This window comes from candidate division WOR-3 bacterium, assembly GCA_029858255.1.
In the GTDB taxonomy this organism is placed as follows: domain Bacteria; phylum Hydrothermota; class Tepidihabitantia; order SM23-42; family SM23-42; genus SM23-42.
On sequence record JAOUFJ010000003.1, the window covers coordinates 55,075 to 75,783 of the forward strand.

Annotated in this window: 20 protein-coding genes and 1 tRNA gene; 6 read left to right on the forward strand and 15 right to left on the reverse strand. The window is 47.7% G+C overall.

Annotated elements, in window-relative coordinates; translation table 11 throughout:
• Window positions 1–50 precede the first annotated feature (50 nt).
• From OEV79_02440 to OEV79_02485, 10 genes are all read right to left on the reverse strand, one after another.
• Complete coding sequence (locus OEV79_02440) at window positions 51–779, reverse strand: metallophosphatase family protein (protein ID MDH4210290.1); 729 nt, start codon at window positions 777–779, stop codon at window positions 51–53.
• Window positions 760–1,173 carry a transcription antitermination factor NusB gene (gene nusB / locus OEV79_02445; protein ID MDH4210291.1) on the reverse strand — a complete coding sequence of 138 codons (414 nt, stop codon included), beginning with the start codon at window positions 1,171–1,173 and terminating at the stop codon, window positions 760–762. The genes OEV79_02440 and nusB overlap by 20 nt, the downstream gene beginning before the upstream one ends.
• Complete coding sequence (ribH, locus tag OEV79_02450; protein ID MDH4210292.1) at window positions 1,174–1,635, reverse strand: 6,7-dimethyl-8-ribityllumazine synthase; 462 nt, start codon at window positions 1,633–1,635, stop codon at window positions 1,174–1,176. It abuts the gene before it with no gap.
• A 14-nt stretch (window positions 1,636–1,649) separates the two neighbouring features.
• On the reverse strand, window positions 1,650–2,885 hold the full coding sequence (locus tag OEV79_02455) for a bifunctional 3,4-dihydroxy-2-butanone-4-phosphate synthase/GTP cyclohydrolase II (protein MDH4210293.1): 1,236 nt from the start codon (window positions 2,883–2,885) through the stop codon (window positions 1,650–1,652).
• Window positions 2,886–3,000: 115 nt separating this feature from the next.
• The gene (gene phoU / locus OEV79_02460) at window positions 3,001–3,669 is read right to left on the reverse strand and encodes a phosphate signaling complex protein PhoU (GenBank protein ID MDH4210294.1); all 669 of its coding nucleotides are present in this window, start codon (window positions 3,667–3,669) and stop codon (window positions 3,001–3,003) included.
• Window positions 3,670–3,686: 17 nt separating this feature from the next.
• Window positions 3,687–4,436, reverse strand: a complete 750-nt coding sequence (gene pstB / locus OEV79_02465) for a phosphate ABC transporter ATP-binding protein PstB (GenBank protein MDH4210295.1) — start codon at window positions 4,434–4,436, stop codon at window positions 3,687–3,689.
• A complete protein-coding gene (locus OEV79_02470) occupies window positions 4,433–5,176 on the reverse strand; it encodes a phosphate ABC transporter ATP-binding protein (protein MDH4210296.1) in 744 nt (247 codons plus the stop codon). The genes pstB and OEV79_02470 overlap by 4 nt, the downstream gene beginning before the upstream one ends.
• A complete protein-coding gene (gene pstA / locus OEV79_02475; protein ID MDH4210297.1) occupies window positions 5,177–6,019 on the reverse strand; it encodes a phosphate ABC transporter permease PstA in 843 nt (280 codons plus the stop codon).
• Window positions 6,016–6,849 (reverse strand): phosphate ABC transporter permease subunit PstC, encoded by an 834-nt coding sequence (gene pstC, locus OEV79_02480; protein ID MDH4210298.1) that lies wholly within the window; start codon window positions 6,847–6,849, stop codon window positions 6,016–6,018. The genes pstA and pstC overlap by 4 nt, the downstream gene beginning before the upstream one ends.
• Complete coding sequence (locus tag OEV79_02485) at window positions 6,849–7,640, reverse strand: phosphate ABC transporter substrate-binding protein (protein MDH4210299.1); 792 nt, start codon at window positions 7,638–7,640, stop codon at window positions 6,849–6,851. The genes pstC and OEV79_02485 overlap by 1 nt, the downstream gene beginning before the upstream one ends.
• A gap of 275 nt (window positions 7,641–7,915) precedes the next feature.
• Here OEV79_02485 and uvrA point away from each other — a divergent pair, with 275 nt between their 5' ends.
• Complete coding sequence (gene uvrA / locus OEV79_02490) at window positions 7,916–10,741, forward strand: excinuclease ABC subunit UvrA (protein ID MDH4210300.1); 2,826 nt, start codon at window positions 7,916–7,918, stop codon at window positions 10,739–10,741.
• Window positions 10,742–10,965: 224 nt separating this feature from the next.
• On the opposite strand, the gene OEV79_02495 is transcribed toward uvrA, so the two are convergent.
• The 3 genes from OEV79_02495 to OEV79_02505 are packed head-to-tail and all read right to left on the reverse strand — an operon-like array spanning window position 10,966 to window position 13,512.
• Window positions 10,966–11,289, reverse strand: a complete 324-nt coding sequence (locus tag OEV79_02495; GenBank protein MDH4210301.1) for a cupin domain-containing protein — start codon at window positions 11,287–11,289, stop codon at window positions 10,966–10,968.
• Between the two features lie 43 nt (window positions 11,290–11,332).
• Window positions 11,333–12,376: a Vms1/Ankzf1 family peptidyl-tRNA hydrolase gene (locus OEV79_02500; protein MDH4210302.1), complete on the reverse strand. Its 1,044-nt coding sequence runs from the start codon at window positions 12,374–12,376 to the stop codon at window positions 11,333–11,335.
• Entirely contained in the window at window positions 12,373–13,512 is a 1,140-nt protein-coding gene (locus OEV79_02505) for a M48 family metallopeptidase (protein ID MDH4210303.1), read from the reverse strand. Before OEV79_02505 ends, OEV79_02500 begins: the two co-directional genes overlap by 4 nt.
• A 90-nt stretch (window positions 13,513–13,602) precedes the next feature.
• Here OEV79_02505 and OEV79_02510 point away from each other — a divergent pair, with 90 nt between their 5' ends.
• From OEV79_02510 to chrA, 3 genes are read left to right on the forward strand one after another with little or no spacing between them, the layout of a single operon-like run.
• Window positions 13,603–13,866, forward strand: a complete 264-nt coding sequence (locus tag OEV79_02510) for a hypothetical protein (GenBank protein MDH4210304.1) — start codon at window positions 13,603–13,605, stop codon at window positions 13,864–13,866.
• A gap of 21 nt (window positions 13,867–13,887) precedes the next feature.
• Window positions 13,888–14,655 (forward strand): ATP-dependent sacrificial sulfur transferase LarE, encoded by a 768-nt coding sequence (gene larE / locus OEV79_02515; protein MDH4210305.1) that lies wholly within the window; start codon window positions 13,888–13,890, stop codon window positions 14,653–14,655.
• A complete protein-coding gene (gene chrA, locus OEV79_02520) occupies window positions 14,655–15,746 on the forward strand; it encodes a chromate efflux transporter (protein ID MDH4210306.1) in 1,092 nt (363 codons plus the stop codon). Before larE ends, chrA begins: the two co-directional genes overlap by 1 nt.
• Before the next feature lie 85 nt (window positions 15,747–15,831).
• On the opposite strand, the gene OEV79_02525 is transcribed toward chrA, so the two are convergent.
• Window positions 15,832–17,130, reverse strand: a complete 1,299-nt coding sequence (locus tag OEV79_02525; GenBank protein MDH4210307.1) for a hypothetical protein — start codon at window positions 17,128–17,130, stop codon at window positions 15,832–15,834.
• A 13-nt stretch (window positions 17,131–17,143) separates the two neighbouring features.
• Window positions 17,144–18,388 carry a GWxTD domain-containing protein gene (locus tag OEV79_02530; protein ID MDH4210308.1) on the reverse strand — a complete coding sequence of 415 codons (1,245 nt, stop codon included), beginning with the start codon at window positions 18,386–18,388 and terminating at the stop codon, window positions 17,144–17,146.
• Between the two features lie 142 nt (window positions 18,389–18,530).
• On the opposite strand from OEV79_02530, the gene OEV79_02535 reads away from it, so the two are divergent.
• Together OEV79_02535 and OEV79_02540 are read left to right on the forward strand one after the other, a co-directional pair.
• A tRNA-Met gene (locus OEV79_02535) sits at window positions 18,531–18,603 on the forward strand.
• Window positions 18,604–18,818: 215 nt separating this feature from the next.
• Window positions 18,819–20,690: a hypothetical protein gene (locus tag OEV79_02540; GenBank protein ID MDH4210309.1), complete on the forward strand. Its 1,872-nt coding sequence runs from the start codon at window positions 18,819–18,821 to the stop codon at window positions 20,688–20,690.
• Window positions 20,691–20,709 lie beyond the last annotated feature (19 nt).

Consider the following 20,709-nt stretch of genomic DNA (forward strand, 5'->3'; position numbering starts at 1 on the left):
GGTTTACCCGATCCATCTTCAAATGAATAAATACTCGGATCTTGAACCGATCACCTGCCGGCCAGGAGCCGGTCGGCCAGGACATCGGGTAAACCACCCATTATTATCTTCTGCTGGGCCAACGGAATATTGTAGTCGAGTCTTATGATCTCTATACTATTGTTATTGCCATCGTAGATCACGTAGCTGGCTCGCGGATCCAAATCCCTGGGCTGTCCAACACTGCCCACATTCACAATATATCGCCTTTTTGCCACGATCGGGAACGGATTGTCCCGGACCAGATCACAGTAGCCGTTATCATCCCGATATATGGCTGCCGGTATGTGCGAATGCCCGATAAAGCAAATCTGCTCACTAAACTGAGAGAACTCCTTCTCGTATTCCTCCAAACTGAACAGGTATCGCCATCTTTCTGGCTCGGCTGGTGTTGCGTGAACCAGATAAAGATCGCCCACTCTGTGACTCAATTCAAGACCCTTGAGTTTGTTGATTCCTTCCTTGCTAATATTTCCCTTAGTCCATCTAATTGCCTCGGCAGCCACGGGATTGAAAGTTGATACATCAGTCTTGTCGATCGCGGCCCAGTCATGATTACCGGCCACAACAACTTTGGATTCTTTCATGCAAAGATCGACACACTCATTTGGATTCGCCCCATACCCTATTAGATCGCCCAAGCAGAATATACTCTTGAGGCGCCGTTTCTTTATGTCTTTTAGAACAACCAACAGTGCTTCAAGATTCGAATGAATATCACTAATTACTGCCGCTTTCATGACTCTTTCTTACTGCATCAAGAACACCATTTATGAATCTCCCCGATTCGTTTCCTCCGTATTTCTTGCCGATCTCAATCGCCTCATTAATAGAAATCTGAGACGGAATATCATCAAAATAGATCAGCTCACAAGTACCCATGCGCAAAATTGTTTTGTCGACAACTGAGATACGATCATACTCCCAATTCTGGAGCACCCTGATTATTTCCTTATCGATCTGCTCGATGTTCTTAACTGTTCGCTCGATGAGTGCCTTTGAAAAATCCTTGTCATTCTTCTCGTATATCTTGACGTCAAGAACGCTCTTCATCGCACCCTGCAAATCGGTATCTCCTTCTTCGTAACGATACAACACCCTGAGAGCAAGCTCACGTGCCAATCTCCTGCCCATTTATTTGACTTGTGAATAGAGATCGGCCAGTTCGAGTGCCGTCAGTGCAGCATCCCAGCCTTTGTTTCCTTTCTTTGTCCCTGCTCGCTCGATCGCCTGATCGGTACTATCTGCCGTGATTATGCCATAGACAACGGCTGGACCGGGCTGCAAATTCAGCGAGGCAATACCTTTCGTCACCTCACTCGCAATGTAATCGAAATGAGGCGTGTCTCCTCTGATTACCGTTCCCAGACAGATCACGCCGTCGAATTTGTCCTTGCGTACCCGCCCGGCAACGCCCGGTATCTCAAAGCTGCCCGGCGTCCAATAGACACTTATGTCTTCAGGGCGTACTGCATGCCTGACCAGACAATCCATCGCGCCATCGAGCAAACGTTTCGAAATGAAATCATTGAAGCGCGAGACCACAATCGCAAACTTCTTACCCTGACCAATAAGATTTCCCTTAATTTCCTTCATTCTTCCTCCTCGGCTCATTTTTTCTTGCGTCCGGCGATTTTTTCCTTTTCGAAGATTGAATCCGGTATCAAGTGCCCGAGCTTATATCTCTTTGCTCTCAGATAATCAACATTGCGGCTATGCACTGCAAAGATTGGCACCTGCTTTGCTACGGTGAGACCATAGCCCTCCAAACCGATGATCTTCTTCGGGTTATTAGTCAGCAGAACGATAGATGACAACCCTAAATCGACAAGAATTTGTGCTCCGATACCGTAATCGCGCAAATCGGCGGGAAAGCCAAGAGCCAGATTCGCTTCAACAGTATCGAGTCCTTTGTCTTGCAGATTATAAGCCCTGAGCTTGTTCAGCAATCCGATCCCCCTGCCTTCCTGACGCATATATAGAAAGACACCGCGCCTGTGTTTGGCAATCAATTTGAGCGCCTGCTCCATCTGATCACCGCAGTCACATCTCAATGATCGAAAGACATCGCCGGTCAGGCACTGAGAGTGAACGCGAACATACAAGTTCTCCTTACCCTTTATGTCTCCGAGCACCAACGCAATATGATGATCGTGGTTTATTTTATCTTCATACAGAATCAGACAGAAATCACCGTATTTAGTAGGCAGATTCGTCTCGAGAATGCGCTCAACGAGCCTCTCCTTTTTCTGCCGGTATTGGATTAAGTCTTTGATGCTGATGATCTTAAGATTGAATCTCCGGCCTATTTTTCTTAAAGCAGGCATCCTGGCCATCCTGCCGTCGTCATCCATAATCTCGCATAGCACGCCAGCCGGATAGAAACCAGCGATGCGGGCAAGGTCAACACTCGCCTCGGTGTGACCCGCCCTTCTCAATACCCCGCCTTCAACGGCTCGCAACGGGAAAATGTGTCCTGGTCTTGCCAGGTCATCGGGTTTTGTCTTCTTGTCAACCAGGACCTTGATAGTCCTGGCACGGTCAAATGCAGAACTCCCTGTTGTTGTGCCCTTCTTTGCATCCACGCTCACCGTGAACTGAGTGCCATGGAGGGCGGTTATTTCATCAACCATGATAGGGATATTCAGCTCTTTCAACCTATCGGGTAACAATGTCGCACATATCAAACCGCGTCCGTGCTGCGCCATGAAATTGATCAAATGGGATGTAATCTTGCTGGCGGCAATGATGAAATCGCCCTCATTTTCACGACTTTCATCATCAACGACGATTACAGTCTTGCCTTTTTTGATGTCTTTTATTGCATCTTCGATACGGGCTAACATAGACAATATTCTACCGAAATTGCAAATAAAGTCAAGAAAAAAATGAAAAAATGTGGTGCGCCTATGAAGAATTTCTACATCAGCAGTTAAATTTGCGGCCAAACGCTACGAAATTTCATGCTTTTTCATTCTCGGCGTGATGCTTGATGACACGAGCCTGGGCAATGTATACGACGTCTTCACATATATTCGTCGAAAGGTCTGCAATACGCTCGAGGTTCTTCGCGACGAGCATATACTGTATCGCTGATTCTATTTTTTTCGGCTCTTGAAGCATATGTGTAACCAAAATGCGGATTGTTTCATTGCGCATAGCATCGACCACGCTATCCCTCTCGCATACTTTCTGTGCCTTTGCAGCATCGTTATCTATGAAGCTCTGGACACTATCACGCAGCATTTCCTTGACGATCTTGGCCATTGTCCAGATATTCGTAATCTGGTCAATGGCAGGAGCTTCAATTACGTATTTTATGCAATCCGCGATGTTCACAGAATGATCGCCCATTCGCTCCAGATCATTGTTCATCTTGATCGCGCCGATCAGAAACCGCAGGTCTCTACCCACTGGCTGGTGGCGGGCGATCAACTCAATGCACATATCCTCTACCAGAATCTCCAATTTGTCGATCCTATGGTCGAGATCACGAATTTCGCCGGCCATCTTTAAATCCTTATTCTTCAACGCGTCCAATGATTCGGTAATTGACTCTTCCACCGATGCTGCCATTTCCACGAGTTTCTTCTTAACGTTCTGCAGTTCTTCATCAAAGTGTCGATCCATTTGTACCTCCTTCTGACTCAACCAAATCGGCCACTGATGTAATCGAATGTCCGCTTGTCCCGCGGATCAGTAAATATCCTCTTGGCCGTGTCAAACTCTACCAACTCACCCAGCAACATGAAACCAACGTCATCGGCAATGCGTGCCGCCTGCTGCATGTTGTGAGTTACGATTATGATAGTATATTTCTTCTTCAATCCGATCATCAGTTCTTCGATCTTACCAGTGGCTATCGGGTCAAGCGCAGAACATGGTTCGTCCATCAACAAAATCTCCGGCTCAACCGCAAGTAGGCGTGCGATACAGAGCCGCTGCTGTTTTTCGGCCGAGAGAACCAATGCCGAGTCAGTCAGCCTGTCCTTCAGATCATCGAACAGATCAACCGCACGCAATGAACGCTCGACTATCTCCCGTAGTGTTTTCTTATCGCTGATGTTCCAGACACGAGGCCCATATGCAATATTATCGAAGATCGACAGCGGAAAAGCATTTGGCCTCTGAAATACCATGCCAACCCTTTTTCTAAGAAGGATAAGGTCGTGCATGGGTGAATAGATATCTTCCTCGTCAATCAAAACGCTGCCGGTGATCCGGACGCCTTCGATCAATTCGTTCATGCGATTGAAGACACGCAGCAAAGTCGATTTCCCACAGCCGGATGGTCCAATGATCCCGGTTATCAAATTCCGCTTGATACGCACACTCACGTTCTTAAGTGCCTGAAATTTTTGATAGTAAAGACTCAGATTGGCAGTGCGGATGCTCATCCGAATCTCCCCCGTATGTAATCATCGGTCCTCGTATCAGCAGGGCTAGTAAAGATTTTTTGCGTTTTTCCAATCTCAATCAATTCACCCAATAAGAAAAATGCCGTCCGGTCTGATACCCTTGCGGCCTGTTTGGTATTATTCGTAACCAAAATAAAAGTATAATCTTTTTTGAGTTCAAGCATTGTAGCTTCAATCTTCGCGGTCGAGATCGGATCGAGACCTGAGCATGGCTCATCCATCAAGATTATCTCAGGCTGCATGGCTAGTGCGCGGGCAATACACAACCTTTGCTGCTGCCCACCGGACAGGCGGGCAGCAGAATCATCGAGACGGTCCTTCACCTCATCCCAGAGATTTGCCGATGTCAGGGCATTGAAGACCAATTCTTCAACTTCCGCCTTCCCGATTCTACGGTGCAATTTTGGCCCGTATGACAAATTCTTGCGGATCGAGCCGGGCAAGACCACCGGTGTTGCGAACACAATACCGATCCTCCTCCTCAACTCATTAATCGGAATGTCGAATATGTCTGTTCCATCCAGCAATATTTTTCCCGTGATCCGCGCGTAATCGATCTCATATAAACGATTCAAAGCCCGCAGAAGAGAACTCTTCCCCGAGTTCGCGGGGCCGATGACCGCCATGATCTCCTTGCTCTCCACGTCAAGATTTATTGATTTTAATGCCTGGTGATTATTGTAGTAGAGACAAAGGGCTCGAATACTTATTTTTGCCATTTAATAATACCGAGCTATGAAACGATGCATTAAACGGTAAGCAATGAAATTTATTGCCAGTATGAAGATGATCAAAACGGCGGCCGTACCGTAAGCCTTTGGCATCGATATACCCTCACGTGCCAGAATATAGAAATGCACGGCAAGGGTACGGGTCGACGAGAAGATCGAAGTTGGCAAACCTAACGATGAACCTGCGGTGAAGATAACGGCTGCGGTCTCACCGACGGCCCGGCCGATTCCGAGGATGACGCCGGTCAGTATGCCGGGCAATGCTGTTGGCAGCACGACCCGGACAATGGTATCGAGTTTGCCGCCTCCCAGTGAATAACTGATCTCACGATAGTTATGTGGCACTGCCTTGATGGCCTCCTCCGAGGTTCTAATGATCGTCGGCATTATCATCACGGCGAGGGTCAGTCCCCCAGACAGAATGCTCCAACCAAGGTTTATAGTGATGACGAAGAAGATGAAACCAAAAAGACCGAAGATTATCGAAGGCACACCGGCAAGACAATCTGCTCCGAAGCTGATAATCCGACGGATCACACCGCCGCGCGTGTACTCGACAAGATAAACCGCACTGCCGACCCCGAGCGGTGTGGCGATCAGAATCGCAAACACGGTTATGAAAATCGTACCGAGAATTGAGGGTAAGATACCACCTTCCCTACCCATTTCCCTCGTCTTATCAGTGAGGAATTCAAGGGTCAACTGCCCTACGCCGTTCCTCAGTACGTAGAAAATTATGAAAAAGAGAACGATGACCACAATTACTGTCATCAACAACAGAATTGAATAGGCGATTATCTGACTCGTGCGCGGTCCAATACGGAACGTCATTTTCTACCTGTAATCCTGATTGCGACAATATTGAGGACTATGATGATCAGGAACAAAATGGAACCGCAGGCAAATAGCGCCGCCCTGTGATCACCGGCCGCGTATCCTAATTCAAGTGCAATCGTTGACGTAAGTGTCCGTACCGAATCGAATATCGAACCCGGGATCTTCAGCGCATTTCCGGCGATCATGATCACTGCCATCGTTTCACCGATTGCCCGGCCCATACCAAGTATGATGCCTGCGACAATGCCGGAACGTGCCGCCGGTATCAAAAGCATGACCACGGTTTGCCACTTTGTTGCACCAACTGCATATGAACCCTCACGGTAGGTTGTGGGCACGGCAAGTAGCGCATCATAGGATATGCTCACAATAGTTGGCAGGATCATAATACCTAATATAATACTGGCAGCCAGGACCGAAAATCCCGGACCGCCAAAAGTATTCCTGATGAATGGTACCAGTATGACTATACCAATGAATCCATAGACCACAGATGGAATACCGGCAAGCAACTCAATTACCGGTTTTAGCGTTTTCTGGATCGTCTTTGATGAAAACTCAGCCAGAAAGATAGCCCCGGCCAGACCAAAAGGCACACCAACTGCCAGGGCGCCAATTGTGACCATGAGCGAACCGATGATCATCGACAGGATCCCAAAACCAGCCCTGGTCGGCGCCCACTTTGCAGAAAAGAAATTCGCCAGACCAGCTCTGAATATCAGTGGAATACCCTGCTGGAATATGAAAAAAGTGATGAGAGCAAGCGACAATATTGCCGAGAGTGCAACGAATAGCAATACTTTCTCGGCGATCTTGTCTTTCATCAATCAGAAGCCACTTTGTTGACAGAGATCAATCCACTGCTGCCCAGTATTTCCTGGCCTTCTGGTGACAGCGTATAGTCGATGAATTTCTTGACATCACCCTTTGGCTCATCTCGCAGCAGTAGCAAGAAGGGACGTGCGAAACGGTATTGTTCGGTTGTGAGATTGGCGAGAGTAGGCTTCACCCCATCGAGCGCAATCGCTTTTTCCCGGTCATCAACCAGGCCCACCGAAATATAACCTACTCCCTGAGTAGTAGTGGCGATGATTTCACGAACCGCGCCATTTGAATCCTGGACAAGACATGCGTCGCTGATAACATCCTCGCCCATTATCATATCTTCAAATGAAGCCCTCGTACCAGACCCTTCCTCTCTGGTCACAGGTATTATTATGCTGTTCAAACCACCGAGCTCCTGCCAGTTGGTCGTCTTGCCGGCAAAGATATCCCGCACTTGTTCGACAGTGAGGTTCTCAATAGGGTTATCTTTATGAACGATCACCGCGATACCATCAAGAGCAATGAGAACGACTTCCAACCCCCGTTCACTCGGCTTGAGATTACGCGAGCTCGCACCGACATCGCATGTTCCGTTGATCGTCGCCTGGACACCAGCCGTTGAACCACCACCCTGTACGTTCACCGCAATGCCGGGATTCTTTTCCATAAAGTGTTCAGCGACTTTTTCTATGAAAGGCTGGACTGAGGTCGAACCGGCGATAATAACACCGCATTTGTTGGGTGCACAACTCAGCATTAAAAACAAGAAGATAAAGAAGAAGAGCCGCACGTTCTATTATATTCAAAAAGCACAGCGAGTCAACATTACTTCGTGGAAATCTTGATTCGTACTCGTAAATCAATCCTGGCCGTTCGGATCATTACGATCGCTATTGCCGTTTATATCGTTATTACCGTTTTGGTCATTCGGATTTTGATGTTTTGAATTTGTTTCGATATTCGGATTTCGGATTTTGTCTTTGGCTATTGGGCATCGTTACCGACCAACGTTTAACATTACCAATGCCTTGCTTGACTTAGATGTTTCTGCGGATAATATATGAAATGCCCAGAGGAAATAACGAAAGCATTAAAGTCAGGGGAGCCAGGGTGCACAACCTGAAAAACATAGACGTTTCCATACCAAGAAACAAATTTGTCGTTATAACCGGACTCTCCGGTTCGGGCAAATCATCTTTGGCATTTGACACGCTTTATGCCGAGGGCCAGCGCCGTTACGTCGAATCACTATCTGCTTACGCACGGCAGTTCCTCGGCATGATGGACAAACCCGATGTCGACGAGATCAGCGGCCTCTCGCCGGCCATTGCTATCCAGCAGCGCAGCGCCGCACGTAACCCCAGGTCAACAGTTGGCACGGTGACCGAAATCTATGACTACCTGCGCGTGCTCTTCGCCCGCATCGGCACACCCTACTGCTATAATTGTGGCAGAAGGATCCAATCACAAACGACCGATCAAATTGTCGATACGATACTTGACCTCCCAGCAGAAACCAGGGTAGAGATCCTCGCGCCTGTAGTCCGCGGCCGGAAGGGCGAGTATAAAGATCTCCTTAATAGTCTCAAGCGCCGCGGCTACGTGCGTGCAAGGGTCGACGAAAAAATATTTGAAATCGAAAATGTCCCCGGTCTTGAGCGTTACAAAAAACATAATATCGAGATCGTGATCGACCGGCTCATCATCAAGGATGATATCCGTAAGAGGCTTGCCGACTCCGTCGAAATAGGATTGAAAGAAGGCGATGGCATACTGATAATTTCAACCGATGGTAAGGAAGAGCGCATGTTCAGCCAGAAACTCGCCTGTGTCCACTGCGGCATCAGCTATCCGGAGATCACACCGAGAATGTTCAGCTTCAACTCACCGTACGGTGCATGCGAGCACTGTGACGGGCTTGGCTTCAAAATGGAAATCGATCCGGCAAAAGTCATCGGTGATGAAAATCTCTCTGTGCTCGACGGCGCGATCGAACCCTACGGAACACCCGGTCGCTGGCGTTCATCACTCTTGAGAGCATTATCAAGGAAAATGAAATTCAGCCTCGAAACACCGTACAAGAAATTGTCTGCAGAAGTAAAGAAAACATTGTTGTATGGTGAGGGGATTCCGATCAGGGTCGAGTACCGGCGCAGCGATGGAAGCGGGCATGGTGAATTTGACGAGCATTTTGAGGGCATCGTGCCCGAACTCATGCGGCGGCACCGTGAAACCCAATCACCAATGATGCGCCAGGAAATCGAGGACTACATGACCTTCACTCCCTGTCCAGAATGCAAGGGAACAAGACTGCGGCCGGAAAGTCTGGCGGTCAAGATCGGAGACAGCAACATCGCGCAGATCACTAAGTTGTCGATCGGAAATACCCTGCAATACTTTGATAAACTCAAACTCAGCAAGAAAGAATTGCAGGTGGGTGGCGAGATCATAAGAGAGATAAAGCGCAGGCTCGGATTTCTCAATTCAGTAGGACTGGACTATTTGACACTGGACCGAACGACCGAGACCCTGGCCGGCGGCGAAGAACAGCGGGTAAGGCTGGCAACGCAAATAGGTTCGGGACTGGTAGGCGTCCTCTATATTCTCGATGAACCATCGATCGGGCTCCATTTTAGAGATAACAAAAGACTACTTGCAACGCTCAAAGAAATGCGCGACCTTGGTAATACCGTGCTCGTCGTCGAACACGATGCAGAGACCATACTCGAGGCCGACCACATCATCGACCTGGGCCCGGGTGCCGGTGCCCAAGGCGGACGCGTCGTAGCAACCGGCACGCCCGAGCAGATCAGGAAAAACAGGAAGTCGATCACCGGCCGTTACCTGAATGGTACGGAACGCATCGAAATACCCGAACAGCGCCGGCCCGATAAAAAACGCCGGATAACGGTCAAAGGTGCGCGCGCCAACAATCTGAAATCGATCGAGGCAGAAATCCCGCTCGGCATGTTCGTGGTCATTACCGGCGTATCGGGTTCGGGTAAATCGACGCTCGTCGTCGACACGCTGTACCGTGCCCTTGCCCAGAAATACTACCATTCCAAATACCCGCCCGGCGAGTACGACAAGATACTTGGCATGGAAAACATCGACAAGGTGATCAACATCGACCAGTCGCCCATTGGCCGCACACCACGCTCGAACCCCGGTACCTATACGAGCGCATGGACCCCGATCCGCGAACTATTTTCTAAACTGCCGGAATCCAAGGTTCGCGGTTACCGTCCGGGAAGGTTTTCGTTCAATGTTCCTGGTGGCCGATGCGAGCAGTGCGAAGGTGATGGCATCCTGTGGATCGAGATGCACTTCCTGCCTGATGTGCATATCACGTGCGACGCGTGCGGAGGCAAGCGTTTCAACCGAGAAACACTTGAAATAAAATACCGGGGCAAGAACATCAGCGATATCCTGAATATGTCAGTATCCGAAGCCCTGGAGTTTTTCAAAAATATCCCGCAGATAAAAAGAAAATTGCAGCTACTCAACGACGTCGGTCTGGGCTACATCAAGATCGGACAGTCCGCCACAACGCTTTCCGGCGGCGAAGCACAACGTATCAAACTTGCCAAGGAACTCTCAAAGATCGCTACCGGCCGGACCCTCTACATCCTCGATGAACCGACCACAGGACTGCACTTCGAGGATGTCAAACTGTTGCTCAAAGTATTGAACAGGCTCGTCGACAAAGGTAACACGGTCATCGTCATCGAGCACAACATGGAAGTGATAAAATGCGCGGATTGGATCATCGACCTCGGACCCGAAGGCGGTGATGAAGGTGGTCGGGTCGTCTGTGCTGGCCGCCCCGAAGAGATCACAAAAGTCAAGGAATCCTACACAGGCCAATACCTAAAAACCCACCTCCCCTAAGCGGGGACAGGCATAAACTTTTAAACTTTTTGCAGAAAAAGTCCTGTATTATCAATAAATCTCACTCTTTGAAGCCAAAACCAAATTCTTGGTCTCTGATGAATTACCGTAACAAATGTCAAAAGTTTAAAAGTTTATGCCTGTCCTCACAGATTGTGTGAATAATCAGACCGATAACCGGCCGCTGTTATCTGATATCAGTTATCGGTCATCCGCCATCTTATTTATTCGCGGTAGTCCTCCCTGACCGGATAGAACACGTCAAGAATGCGGACCGGGGTTTTCGCTTTGCCGCCATGTCTTATGTTCGGCGGCACGATGGCGATGAAACCCGGTTTTGCTACGTAGACCTTTCCTTCTACTGTAAAATCAAATTCACCCTCTATCACGTTTACTATTTGTTCATGAGGATGCGCATGATCGGGCATGACGGCACCGGCATCGATATCCCAGTGGGCAACTGTCATGTTGTCACTGTGCACGAAACGACCCCGGATACCTTTAACAACTTCCCTCTCTTTTACATCATCAACCTTCGTTATCATCATTGTGCAATCTCCTTTCTTTGATTACAGCGTTCGCGCTACATTACTACAATTTGTATCTTAACAACGCTCCCACTCCGCCAATACTCAATAGTATTTTGTTGTCACCCGGGACGAACTCAACCGCTGCCCCGGTCCTTTTCGCCAGGCTTGTTAGCTCCTCAACAATCTTGGCGTTGATCGTCCCAGATATCACGAGGGTATCCACCTGACCCTTGACCAACGCACTGCGGGTCTCTTCAACACCGGCAATGCCTAGAGCCCCGCGCCGCAATTCACCGATCATTTTCGCAAGTAGTTCTTTTTCCTCATTGCGTTCGGTTTCTTCCATTATTGGTCTGACCTTATGCAGAAAATCACTGTCAGCAGCATTGAGGTCCCACCGAACCGTGGCAATCACCTTGCTCTTCAATTTCTGGCTCAATTCTCCCTCAAGAGCAGTGATCATGCGGTCACGGCCGGCGATCAGAATACGCCGGACATTTGCCTCACCGAACACTGCCTCTGCCTTGTCGACAACATCTCTAGCGAAATGCTGCACCTGTTTTAGACGGCGCCGCTGGTAGCGCATCTGTGACCAGCCACCGACCTTGGATAAATGATGGATCTTCTTGCAGAATCTGTCCATATCATCGATGATCAGCCCGGCAACCAGTAATATCCGGACGCAATGCGCATCGATCATGATGACACCGATGCGCTCGTATTCATCATACTGCAAGGCAAGAGGGTGAATAATCGCTTCTTTGTCCACAGCCAACAGAGGTTCAGTAGGCATATTCAACTCCACGGTCTTAAGGTAATCAGAACCCAGGTCAGCAAAGAACGCGATACCCGGTCCTTTGAAACCATCTTTTTTCTTTTCCTTGAGTACATCATCAAGGAATGAAAGCGACGTTTCAAAATATTCCTTCTCCTCCGGTGATAACAAAGGAACGATCCTTTTTGATTCCTGACTGATAAAACGGCGTGCTCTTTCCCAACCGTGTTCCATTTCAATATACACAGATAATACAGTACGTTCGGTCGCGGATAACAAAGAAAGCTCTCTGAGAAGCCCTTCAGTTATTTCACTGGTTTCGTAGATCACCTCTTCTCCCATTTCTCGGCAAACGCTATTCTCTTTCCCGGAGACGGATGTGAATATTTGTACCATTCAACGATCCGGTTCGGAAACGCGATCGACAATTGTTCGTTACAGAACTTTGCGATGAGCGCAACAAATGATGCAGAATCACCGGTCAGGTTCAGCGCACCGCTATCTGCCCTGCGTTCGTAGTATCTGGAAAGAAATGCGCCGAAGGGTCTGAAAACGTATGATATCAAAGAAAAAATGATCGCGAAAACGGGAAATGCAGCTATCTCCGAAGCATGTTCAAAACCAAACCACGCATAGACGAAGGTTTGAATCCTGAAGAACAGATAGAACGTGAGCACGGTGATCATCGACTGCCACAGAATCAACCACCACATATGGTGTTCACGGTAATGTATCATCTCATGCGCAACCGCCGACAATATCTCACCGTTTTCATATTCGGATAAAAGGGTGTCGCCGATGAGGATGCGTTTTGTGTTACCGAGCCCGACTACCGCCGCGTTTGCCTTGGTCGTCTTGCTGCTCAGGTCTATGCTAAAAATGCCTTTGACCTCAATACCCGTGCGTCTACCCAGTTCGGCTATTTGTTCTTTTAGATCACCATCTTCAACTGGCGATGATTTGTAGAACAACGGAAGGATCAAAACTGGAAAGATATTCGCAAGGATAACGCTGAATCCAACCATTATCAACGACAACCACAACCACCATAAGCTCGGAGCAGAGGGTATCAAAAGATAGATGACCTCGAACACCAGCAACCCGATAACATATGTAACAAGAAATGACTTCAACCAATCGATGAACCAAGCCCGCCGGTTCTGCTTAGAAAACCCGTACTTATGCTCGATCACATACCCCTCGACATATGCAAAGGGCATGGTCAGAAAAGAAAAAACGACATACAAGGCAGAGAAATATGAGGCGATGAGTAGCACCCTCGCACTCACATAGATAGACAAGAAACTCACGAAACCTTTTGAAAGGTCGAACAACAATATGACGGCGATAAATAATACACTGACGATCAACGACCCGATACTCAATCTCAGATTGTCACTGCGATAGCGCCGGGCAATCTTCTGACGCTCTTCATCGATCAATGGATGCGTACGCTTCGATGACATGAACCATTCTACATATTCGGGAATTGCATGTCAATGAAAACTTGACTTTTGTACTGTTTGGATTAGAATAGGAAAACTCAAGGAGGTAAAGTGAAACAAATTTATGTTTTTGGCAAGCCAGATTGTTCTGTCTGCAAAGACACACGTGAAAAATTAATGTATTTCAAAGAAAAAAATAGATTTGATGCACCAATTAAGTACTATGATATGGAAACCGTGGAGGGTCTTACGGAAGGAGCATATCGCGAAGTAAGCGATATTCCCACGGTCATAATTCTCGATGGTAACCAGGAGATTGTCCGCTGGGTAAAGAAACCACCCATCAGCGAAGAATTTCTGCCATACTTAATATAGGTCGCCCACATAAAAAAAATCATCAAACTCAAAACAATTCTGAGAAAATACCCTGGTGTTGTTGTCGCTTTTTCCGGCGGCGTTGATTCGACTTTCTTGTTGAGCGTCGCCAAAGAAGTCCTGGGCGACAGGGTGATCGCGGCTACCGTTGTCTCACCGCTACAGCCAAAGGTCGAAACAACTGACGCCTCCCGCATTGCCCGAAGTCTGAAAGTCAGGCATGTCGTGTGCCACATCAATGTGCTGCATAAGCCAGTAATCAGAAAGAATTCCCCGAATCGCTGTTATTACTGTAAGACGATCTTGATGGGAAAGCTAAAGAACCTGGCAGAGCAAAAAGGCTACGTAACCGTCGAGGCATCCAATATATCAGACCTCAGCGACCACCGGCCAGGGCTGGATGCGGTGAAACTCCTGGGAATAGAATCACCCTTGTTAGAGGCTGGCCTCAAAAAAGAAGAGATCCGTCGGGCGGCACGCCGCCGCCGGCTGCCGAACTGGAACAAACCCAGTATGGCATGTCTCGCTTCCCGCATACCATATGACGAGTTGATAACCGCTAAGAAGCTTCAGCGTATTGAAAAAGCCGAAGAATACCTTAGACGCCTGGGATTCACCCAGGTGCGTTTGCGTGACCATTTTCCCATCGCCCGCATCGAAATCAACGCGCACGAATTCAAGAAACTGATCTCGCATCGACAAAAGATCGTGAGGTACCTGCGCAGGCTTGACTACAAGCATGTTGCCTTGGATCTCGATGGATACCATACAGGCAGCTTGAACCCCTGATGGCAAGAAGCCTCCGAGAACTGACCAGGTCGATATTTAAAGTTGGCTTATTCGGCTTCGGTGGCGGCTTGGGCATGCTGGCCCTGCTGCGCACAGAATGCGTAAAGAAGAAACAATTCATCACCGATGATGATCTCTCCACGGCAGTGGCGATGGGACAGATGCTGCCAGGACCGTTTGTACCAAACTACTGCGAGTATATCGGATATCATCTGTTTGGAATACGCGGTGCAGTAGCAGCGGGTGCAGCACTGATACTACCATCATTTATACTAATGACCATCCTTTCCTGGTTCTACTTGACATATAATACCCTTCCCGGTATCACCCTTGTGTTCAAAGGCATCGGTGCAGTGATAACCTCGATCATCCTGTGGGCTTCTTACGAGATGGGCCGGGTACTGATAAAGAATGTCAAAGGAGTGGTGATATTCTTTTTTGCCCTAGCGCTCTTTCTTCTGAAATTCGATCCGATACTCACGGTTATCATCAGCGGCATTCTTGGTATCGTATTCGAACATGTTAGATTTACGCGCCACGCCATGTTGGCAGTGCCTCTGTTGCTCTTTGATTTCAGAAAAGCCCTGGAACTATTCGGCATCTTCGCAAAGATCGGCACCGTAATCTTCGGAGGTGGCTACGCAGCAATTCCCTTCATCCAGAATGAAGTCTGCACCGTGCGCAACTGGCTTACGGCAAAGGAATTCGTCGATGCCGTAGCATTAGGACAGATGACACCCGGTCCAGTGGCGATAACCGCGACCTTCGTCGGATTCAAAGTTATGGGAATACCCGGAGCAATGATCGCAACGCTGGGCATATTTCTGCCCTCATTTCTGATGTTGTTGATCATGGTTCGCATTTACCAAAGGGTATCGGCCAATGTCTACGTCAGATCTTTTTTCAACGGCATTAAATCAGCCGTTGTGGCCATCCTGCTATCAACCGGTGTTTTCTTTGTAATACTCAACTGGCAGCAACCAGTCTATGCTGTTTTCGGAATAGCTGCGTTGTTTCTACTCGTATTCATCAAATTCGAGCCGATATTCCTGATTCTTGCCGGCGCCGTATTCAGTCTGATCGCGCGATGAGAGAATTCTCAGTCCACCTTGTCCCCACTTCGAAGATATTAGCTGTCGGGTTGTGAACTGTATTTACCCGATTCTTTAAGCAGTCTTATTCAGTTTCGACCAACCGAAACTCAGCGACCGCGCTACGCTCCTTGCCACTGACAAGATCTTTGACCTTCAGCACGATCATATAGCTACCTGGCAGCAAATCCATAGGATGATACTCAGTGCCAAGGTATGCAGTATTGCCCGGTTCGATCCAATCTTTGATCATCACATCCACCACTTCCTGGCGCATTCTTTCTTTATTATAGACTTCGTATGTCGTTCTGACACGATACATTCCATCTCTTGTCTCAAGATTATACGCTTCGGAATACAGGTAAAAAGGATCGTGCACCGGCAAGGTCGTATTGAGAAGAGGAATCGTTCGACCAACAGGTTTTTCGAATTTTTCATGTGTGAAGGTGCGGTCGATCAGACGCGCGGGTATCAAATCGCTGATCTCCTTTACATCATCCTGATACTCGACGAGGTTCACGTCAAATTCCTTCTTGCCTATCCTTTCATTTTTCATGTCGAATAGTGAAACCTCAACATGATATTCCTCGGGTTTGAGCCAGAGATTGATTTCGTCAACGAACATGCCCCTATCACCGTGCTCAGGCATCAGTATGTGTCTTGAGTTATGCACCATGCTGTCCCTACGGTTGAAAACCGAAATCTCTCTATATAATTCGAAATCAGCGGTGTCTTCGATATCGATACTGGCATATATCTCCAAACGAGTCAGATTCTTCTGCTGTCTGAACCGACCATATGAGATACTGAAATCAAGCGGTTCTGCGGTCAACAATTCAACACTCGTGTCTGCAATCACCTCCTTCAGATGAGGGACCACGACCAGTTCGCCAAATTCGGAATGTGCCATGAGTTCATACGCGCGCGCCAGCCGGACAAAATCAAACATCAAACCCTCTTTCTGATATCTCCATATCTCAGCGGGATTTACGACAAGCGAAGCATTGACCCCGATTTTTTTCTCCGGAGTGATGATCTCCCTTCTTGTTGGCTCACCATATTTAACATAGATTGGAATTCGATCATCGCTCAATGGTGCGCTCCTGCCGAACTGCCTGAAGGCATATTGGCTACGCTCCTCAAACAACCGACGTTTATCATCCTTGCCGGTCCAATATTCATTGTAGAATATCGATCGGTCACTGGCTGATTCCAGATGCAGATATTCGTAGGCAGCCAGGGTATCGATACCTCTAAAACCAAGATACTTAACCCTTTCGCCTTCGAGCAATCGGTAGTATCGTGCCGCAAATATGTTGCTCGCACAATATATGCAGAGCAGACAGACAGATCCTAGCAGGATCAAATACTTGATATATCTCATATGATCTCCCTCCTTATTCAATACTCTCAAAATCCTTATACCAATTATGCGTCCCGGGCGCGATATCGGAAAGCCAATCCTCTTCGCGCGTTCCATCCCTGAACCCGGTCTGAATTATCTGGGCTATCTCGCCAGGCTTGAGGACCCTGATGAGCCTTGGATTGTCGTCATTTTTGATGTCGCAGAACAAATAATCATTTCTTCCATAATAATACCATACTTCAAAAGGCCGCGACCAGGTAGCAATAGGCACGGTTTCTATTTCGTCCGGTGGCCCCTGCAAAATATACAAACGGCCGCGTTCCGAATCCCTCCCCAGCAATCTACCCACCGAGAATCTCTGATCGGCCTCCATGATCCGCTTCTGAAAATGCATATAGTCATGCCGCGACCAGAATTCCTTCAAATATATCTCCTTCTGGGTTTCGCTCAAGTTTTGGAAATCCTTATATCCGTTGGCATTGATGAGGTACTGAATTTCTGCGTAGAGATCACGGTCAGCGTAACCGCCTACTGTTTTCACCGAAAAAGAAGCCAGGCGTCCAACACTGGCTTGCGACGAAGGGTCTTCAATAATTATGCTGTAATCGTATCGACCTTCCACCAATTGAGACAGATCCACACTGTGTGTATCGATCTGAACATAGTCATATTTAAGAACCCTCCTCTTCTCCTCGAGTACGACTGCACCTTCGCCATCAACAATTCGGTAAATTGCTTCATATAATAGACTATCTGGCACCAGACCATAAATCTCCAGATACGAAAACAGGTCATCACGATCCGTGAATTCGGCTTCTATCAAAGGCAGGAACGGGATATCGTGAAAAACGAAAACCCCATGACCAGATCGGCCGGTGATCACATCACTACAGGACAGATATCCCGTATCCGGTATGATCCCGATCGTGCCACCCCCCTGCATCTCGCCGGTTACCGCGATTATGTGCAGCGTATATTGAAACCTGCCACTATACAGGTTAAGCGGGAAACAATCAACGATCTGCTCACCACCATTCTCGCCGCATGAAATTATCGCCTTTTTACCTTCAAAGTATGCCGAATCACTTCCATCCACATTCTGGATATAGAAGTGATATGAGTAGAAATCGTAGAACGTATCTGCGGTCGTCTGGAGATGTTGTGAATCAACAAGACAGGACACGGGCAACTGATACCAGACTTCGGCGTAACCGTCTTCAAAACGATATACGTTCACGTCTAGTTGCTGAAGCGCAAATAAAATCAAAATTGCCACCAGATATCTCCACTCAATTATAGCGCCCGACTCGCGGATGTCAACTGGCACCCGAGCAGCAATCATTCGTTCAAATGGATGGCGCAAGGCAACTTCCTGACAGCCATTGACAAAAAAGAGATTTGTTGTATACTTGCACGCTGGCGGCGTAGCTCAGTTGGTAGAGCAGGAGAATCATAATCTCTGTGTCGGGGGTTCGAGTCCCTTCGCCGCTATTTTCATATGAAAGAAAAAACAAGCATGAAATCAAATGAATATCGTCACGCAGACCCTGAGAAAGAACAAGTCACAGAACGTATCGCATTTCTCAACACCGAATTCAGGTCACCTTGCTCTATCGTTGAATGCACATCGAGTAATGAATACGCCAAGACTCAATTTGGAGGAAACGCAGGTCGGATAACGCGGCCCCCCCTAACACAGGCACGTCATGGCCAAAGAAGACGTTGATCTATTAGAAGAATTAGAGAAAAAGCTAGCCAAATTAGAGCAAGTGGAAAAAGCTCTAAAAGAAAAGGATCTGGCGATCACAGAGGCAGAAAAGAATATCGCCGATCTGAATTCCGTCCGGGACAAGCTGACGGGCGAAACCCAGGACCTGCGGCGCATCCTGGACAATCTAAAGCGAGAATCGGCAGGTCTCGAGGCTGAGCAGAAAGAATTATCAAAGACGAAAGCGGCCAGTGACGAGATCAGAAAAAACGAGCAACAAATAAGGGACGAAGTCTCAAAGCTCACCGCAACTCGAGATGGCATGCAGGAAGAAATATTACAGCTGGAAGAAAAGAAGACCGGCCTGACAAATCTGATATCCGGTCTCGAACGGGACATTAGTAAAAGAAAGGCCGAAAAAGAAGACGAGGAAGACACTTTCTACAAACTCAAAACGCGTAATGAGGAACTGGTAAAAGAAAATCAGGTTCTCGGCGAGGAAGTGAAGCAGGCCGATTCTGATTTAAAGACGACAAAGCAAGAACTGGAAAAGAACACGAGTGATAAGATATCCCTCGAACAAGAACTCCTTGCGTTGAGAAAGGAATACAACGATATAGCAGCGAAGCTCGAAAGCACCAAAAAGGAAGAAGCAACCCTCGCGTCAGAAATATCATCTATGCAGCTTGAACACGCAACAGTCAGTAAATCGCTGAAAGAGACAGAAAAATCGTGTAAAGAAGCGCGCAGCGAGGACGAAACGGCCCGAAAGGAACTGACAAAGAAAACACAGGAGTTGGAGCAAACGCTCAAGAAATTGGATAAAGCACGTACTGAATACTCTCGCCTTGAAAGCCGCGTAACCGAATACAAAAATCTCGAAAAAGAATTGAAGAATATTGAACCTGAATACCGCAAAATAAAGGATGAATTCGACAAGTCCAAAAGGGAAGGCAGTGAACTGGCAAAGTCGATCGGCCACGCGAGAAAAAAACTCGATGAATTGAAGTCCGAAACGAAGACATACGAGAAAATCGAAGCGGCCTGCAAGGAAAGAAAGGAAGAGCTATCCAGACTCGATGAGCAGCTGAAGGAATACGAATCGCGGTTGAAAGAGAACGACAAAGAACATAAGACTATTCAAAAGGACCTCCCGCAAATGAGAGAAGAGCACGAAGCATTGAAAAAGGCCATCGAAGAAGATGGCCATACCAAGCAATTGGTTGAGACACGAAAGAGGGAGTTATCCATACTTGACGAAAAAATCTCTCAGCGTGAGTCCAAGATTTCAGAGATCATGAACACGCTCCGGCTCCTCGAAGACAAGGACAAAAAAGCCATCGCCGAACTTAACAAAGAAACCCGGGAACTTGCGATGCTTCGTGAAACATACGAGGGTGAGATCAAGCAGTTGCTCGACGAGAAGAAGAATGTCGAGGAGAGATTGAATGACATGAACGTACAGATATCCGAGCTAACTACGAAGGCAGAGAAAGCGCGTTTGTTCGAAAATGATATGCTGGCAAAAATCGAGAGACGGCGTGGTGAAATTGTGAAAATCGACAAAGAGCTCGAAGATAAGAGAACTCAAATGCTCAGGGAATCGGAAGAACAGAAAGTGAAAACGGAAAATGTGAAGAAGGAATTACAGGAACTGGAAGAAAAGAAGCAGGAGGCGCTCGGTAGCATTGCCGAGGTCGACGAGATGCAAAGGCTTCTGAATGAACTGAAAGCGACAAAAGAGGAACTCGACAAAGGCGTTGCCGAGAAAACCAAGGAACTGGAGAAACTAAAGATCTTCATTACAAGGCTCAAGGAAACAAAACCATCGACGCCTGATGAAGAGAGAAAAAATCAAATATCGTTCTGATGACTTACTCAAGACTATG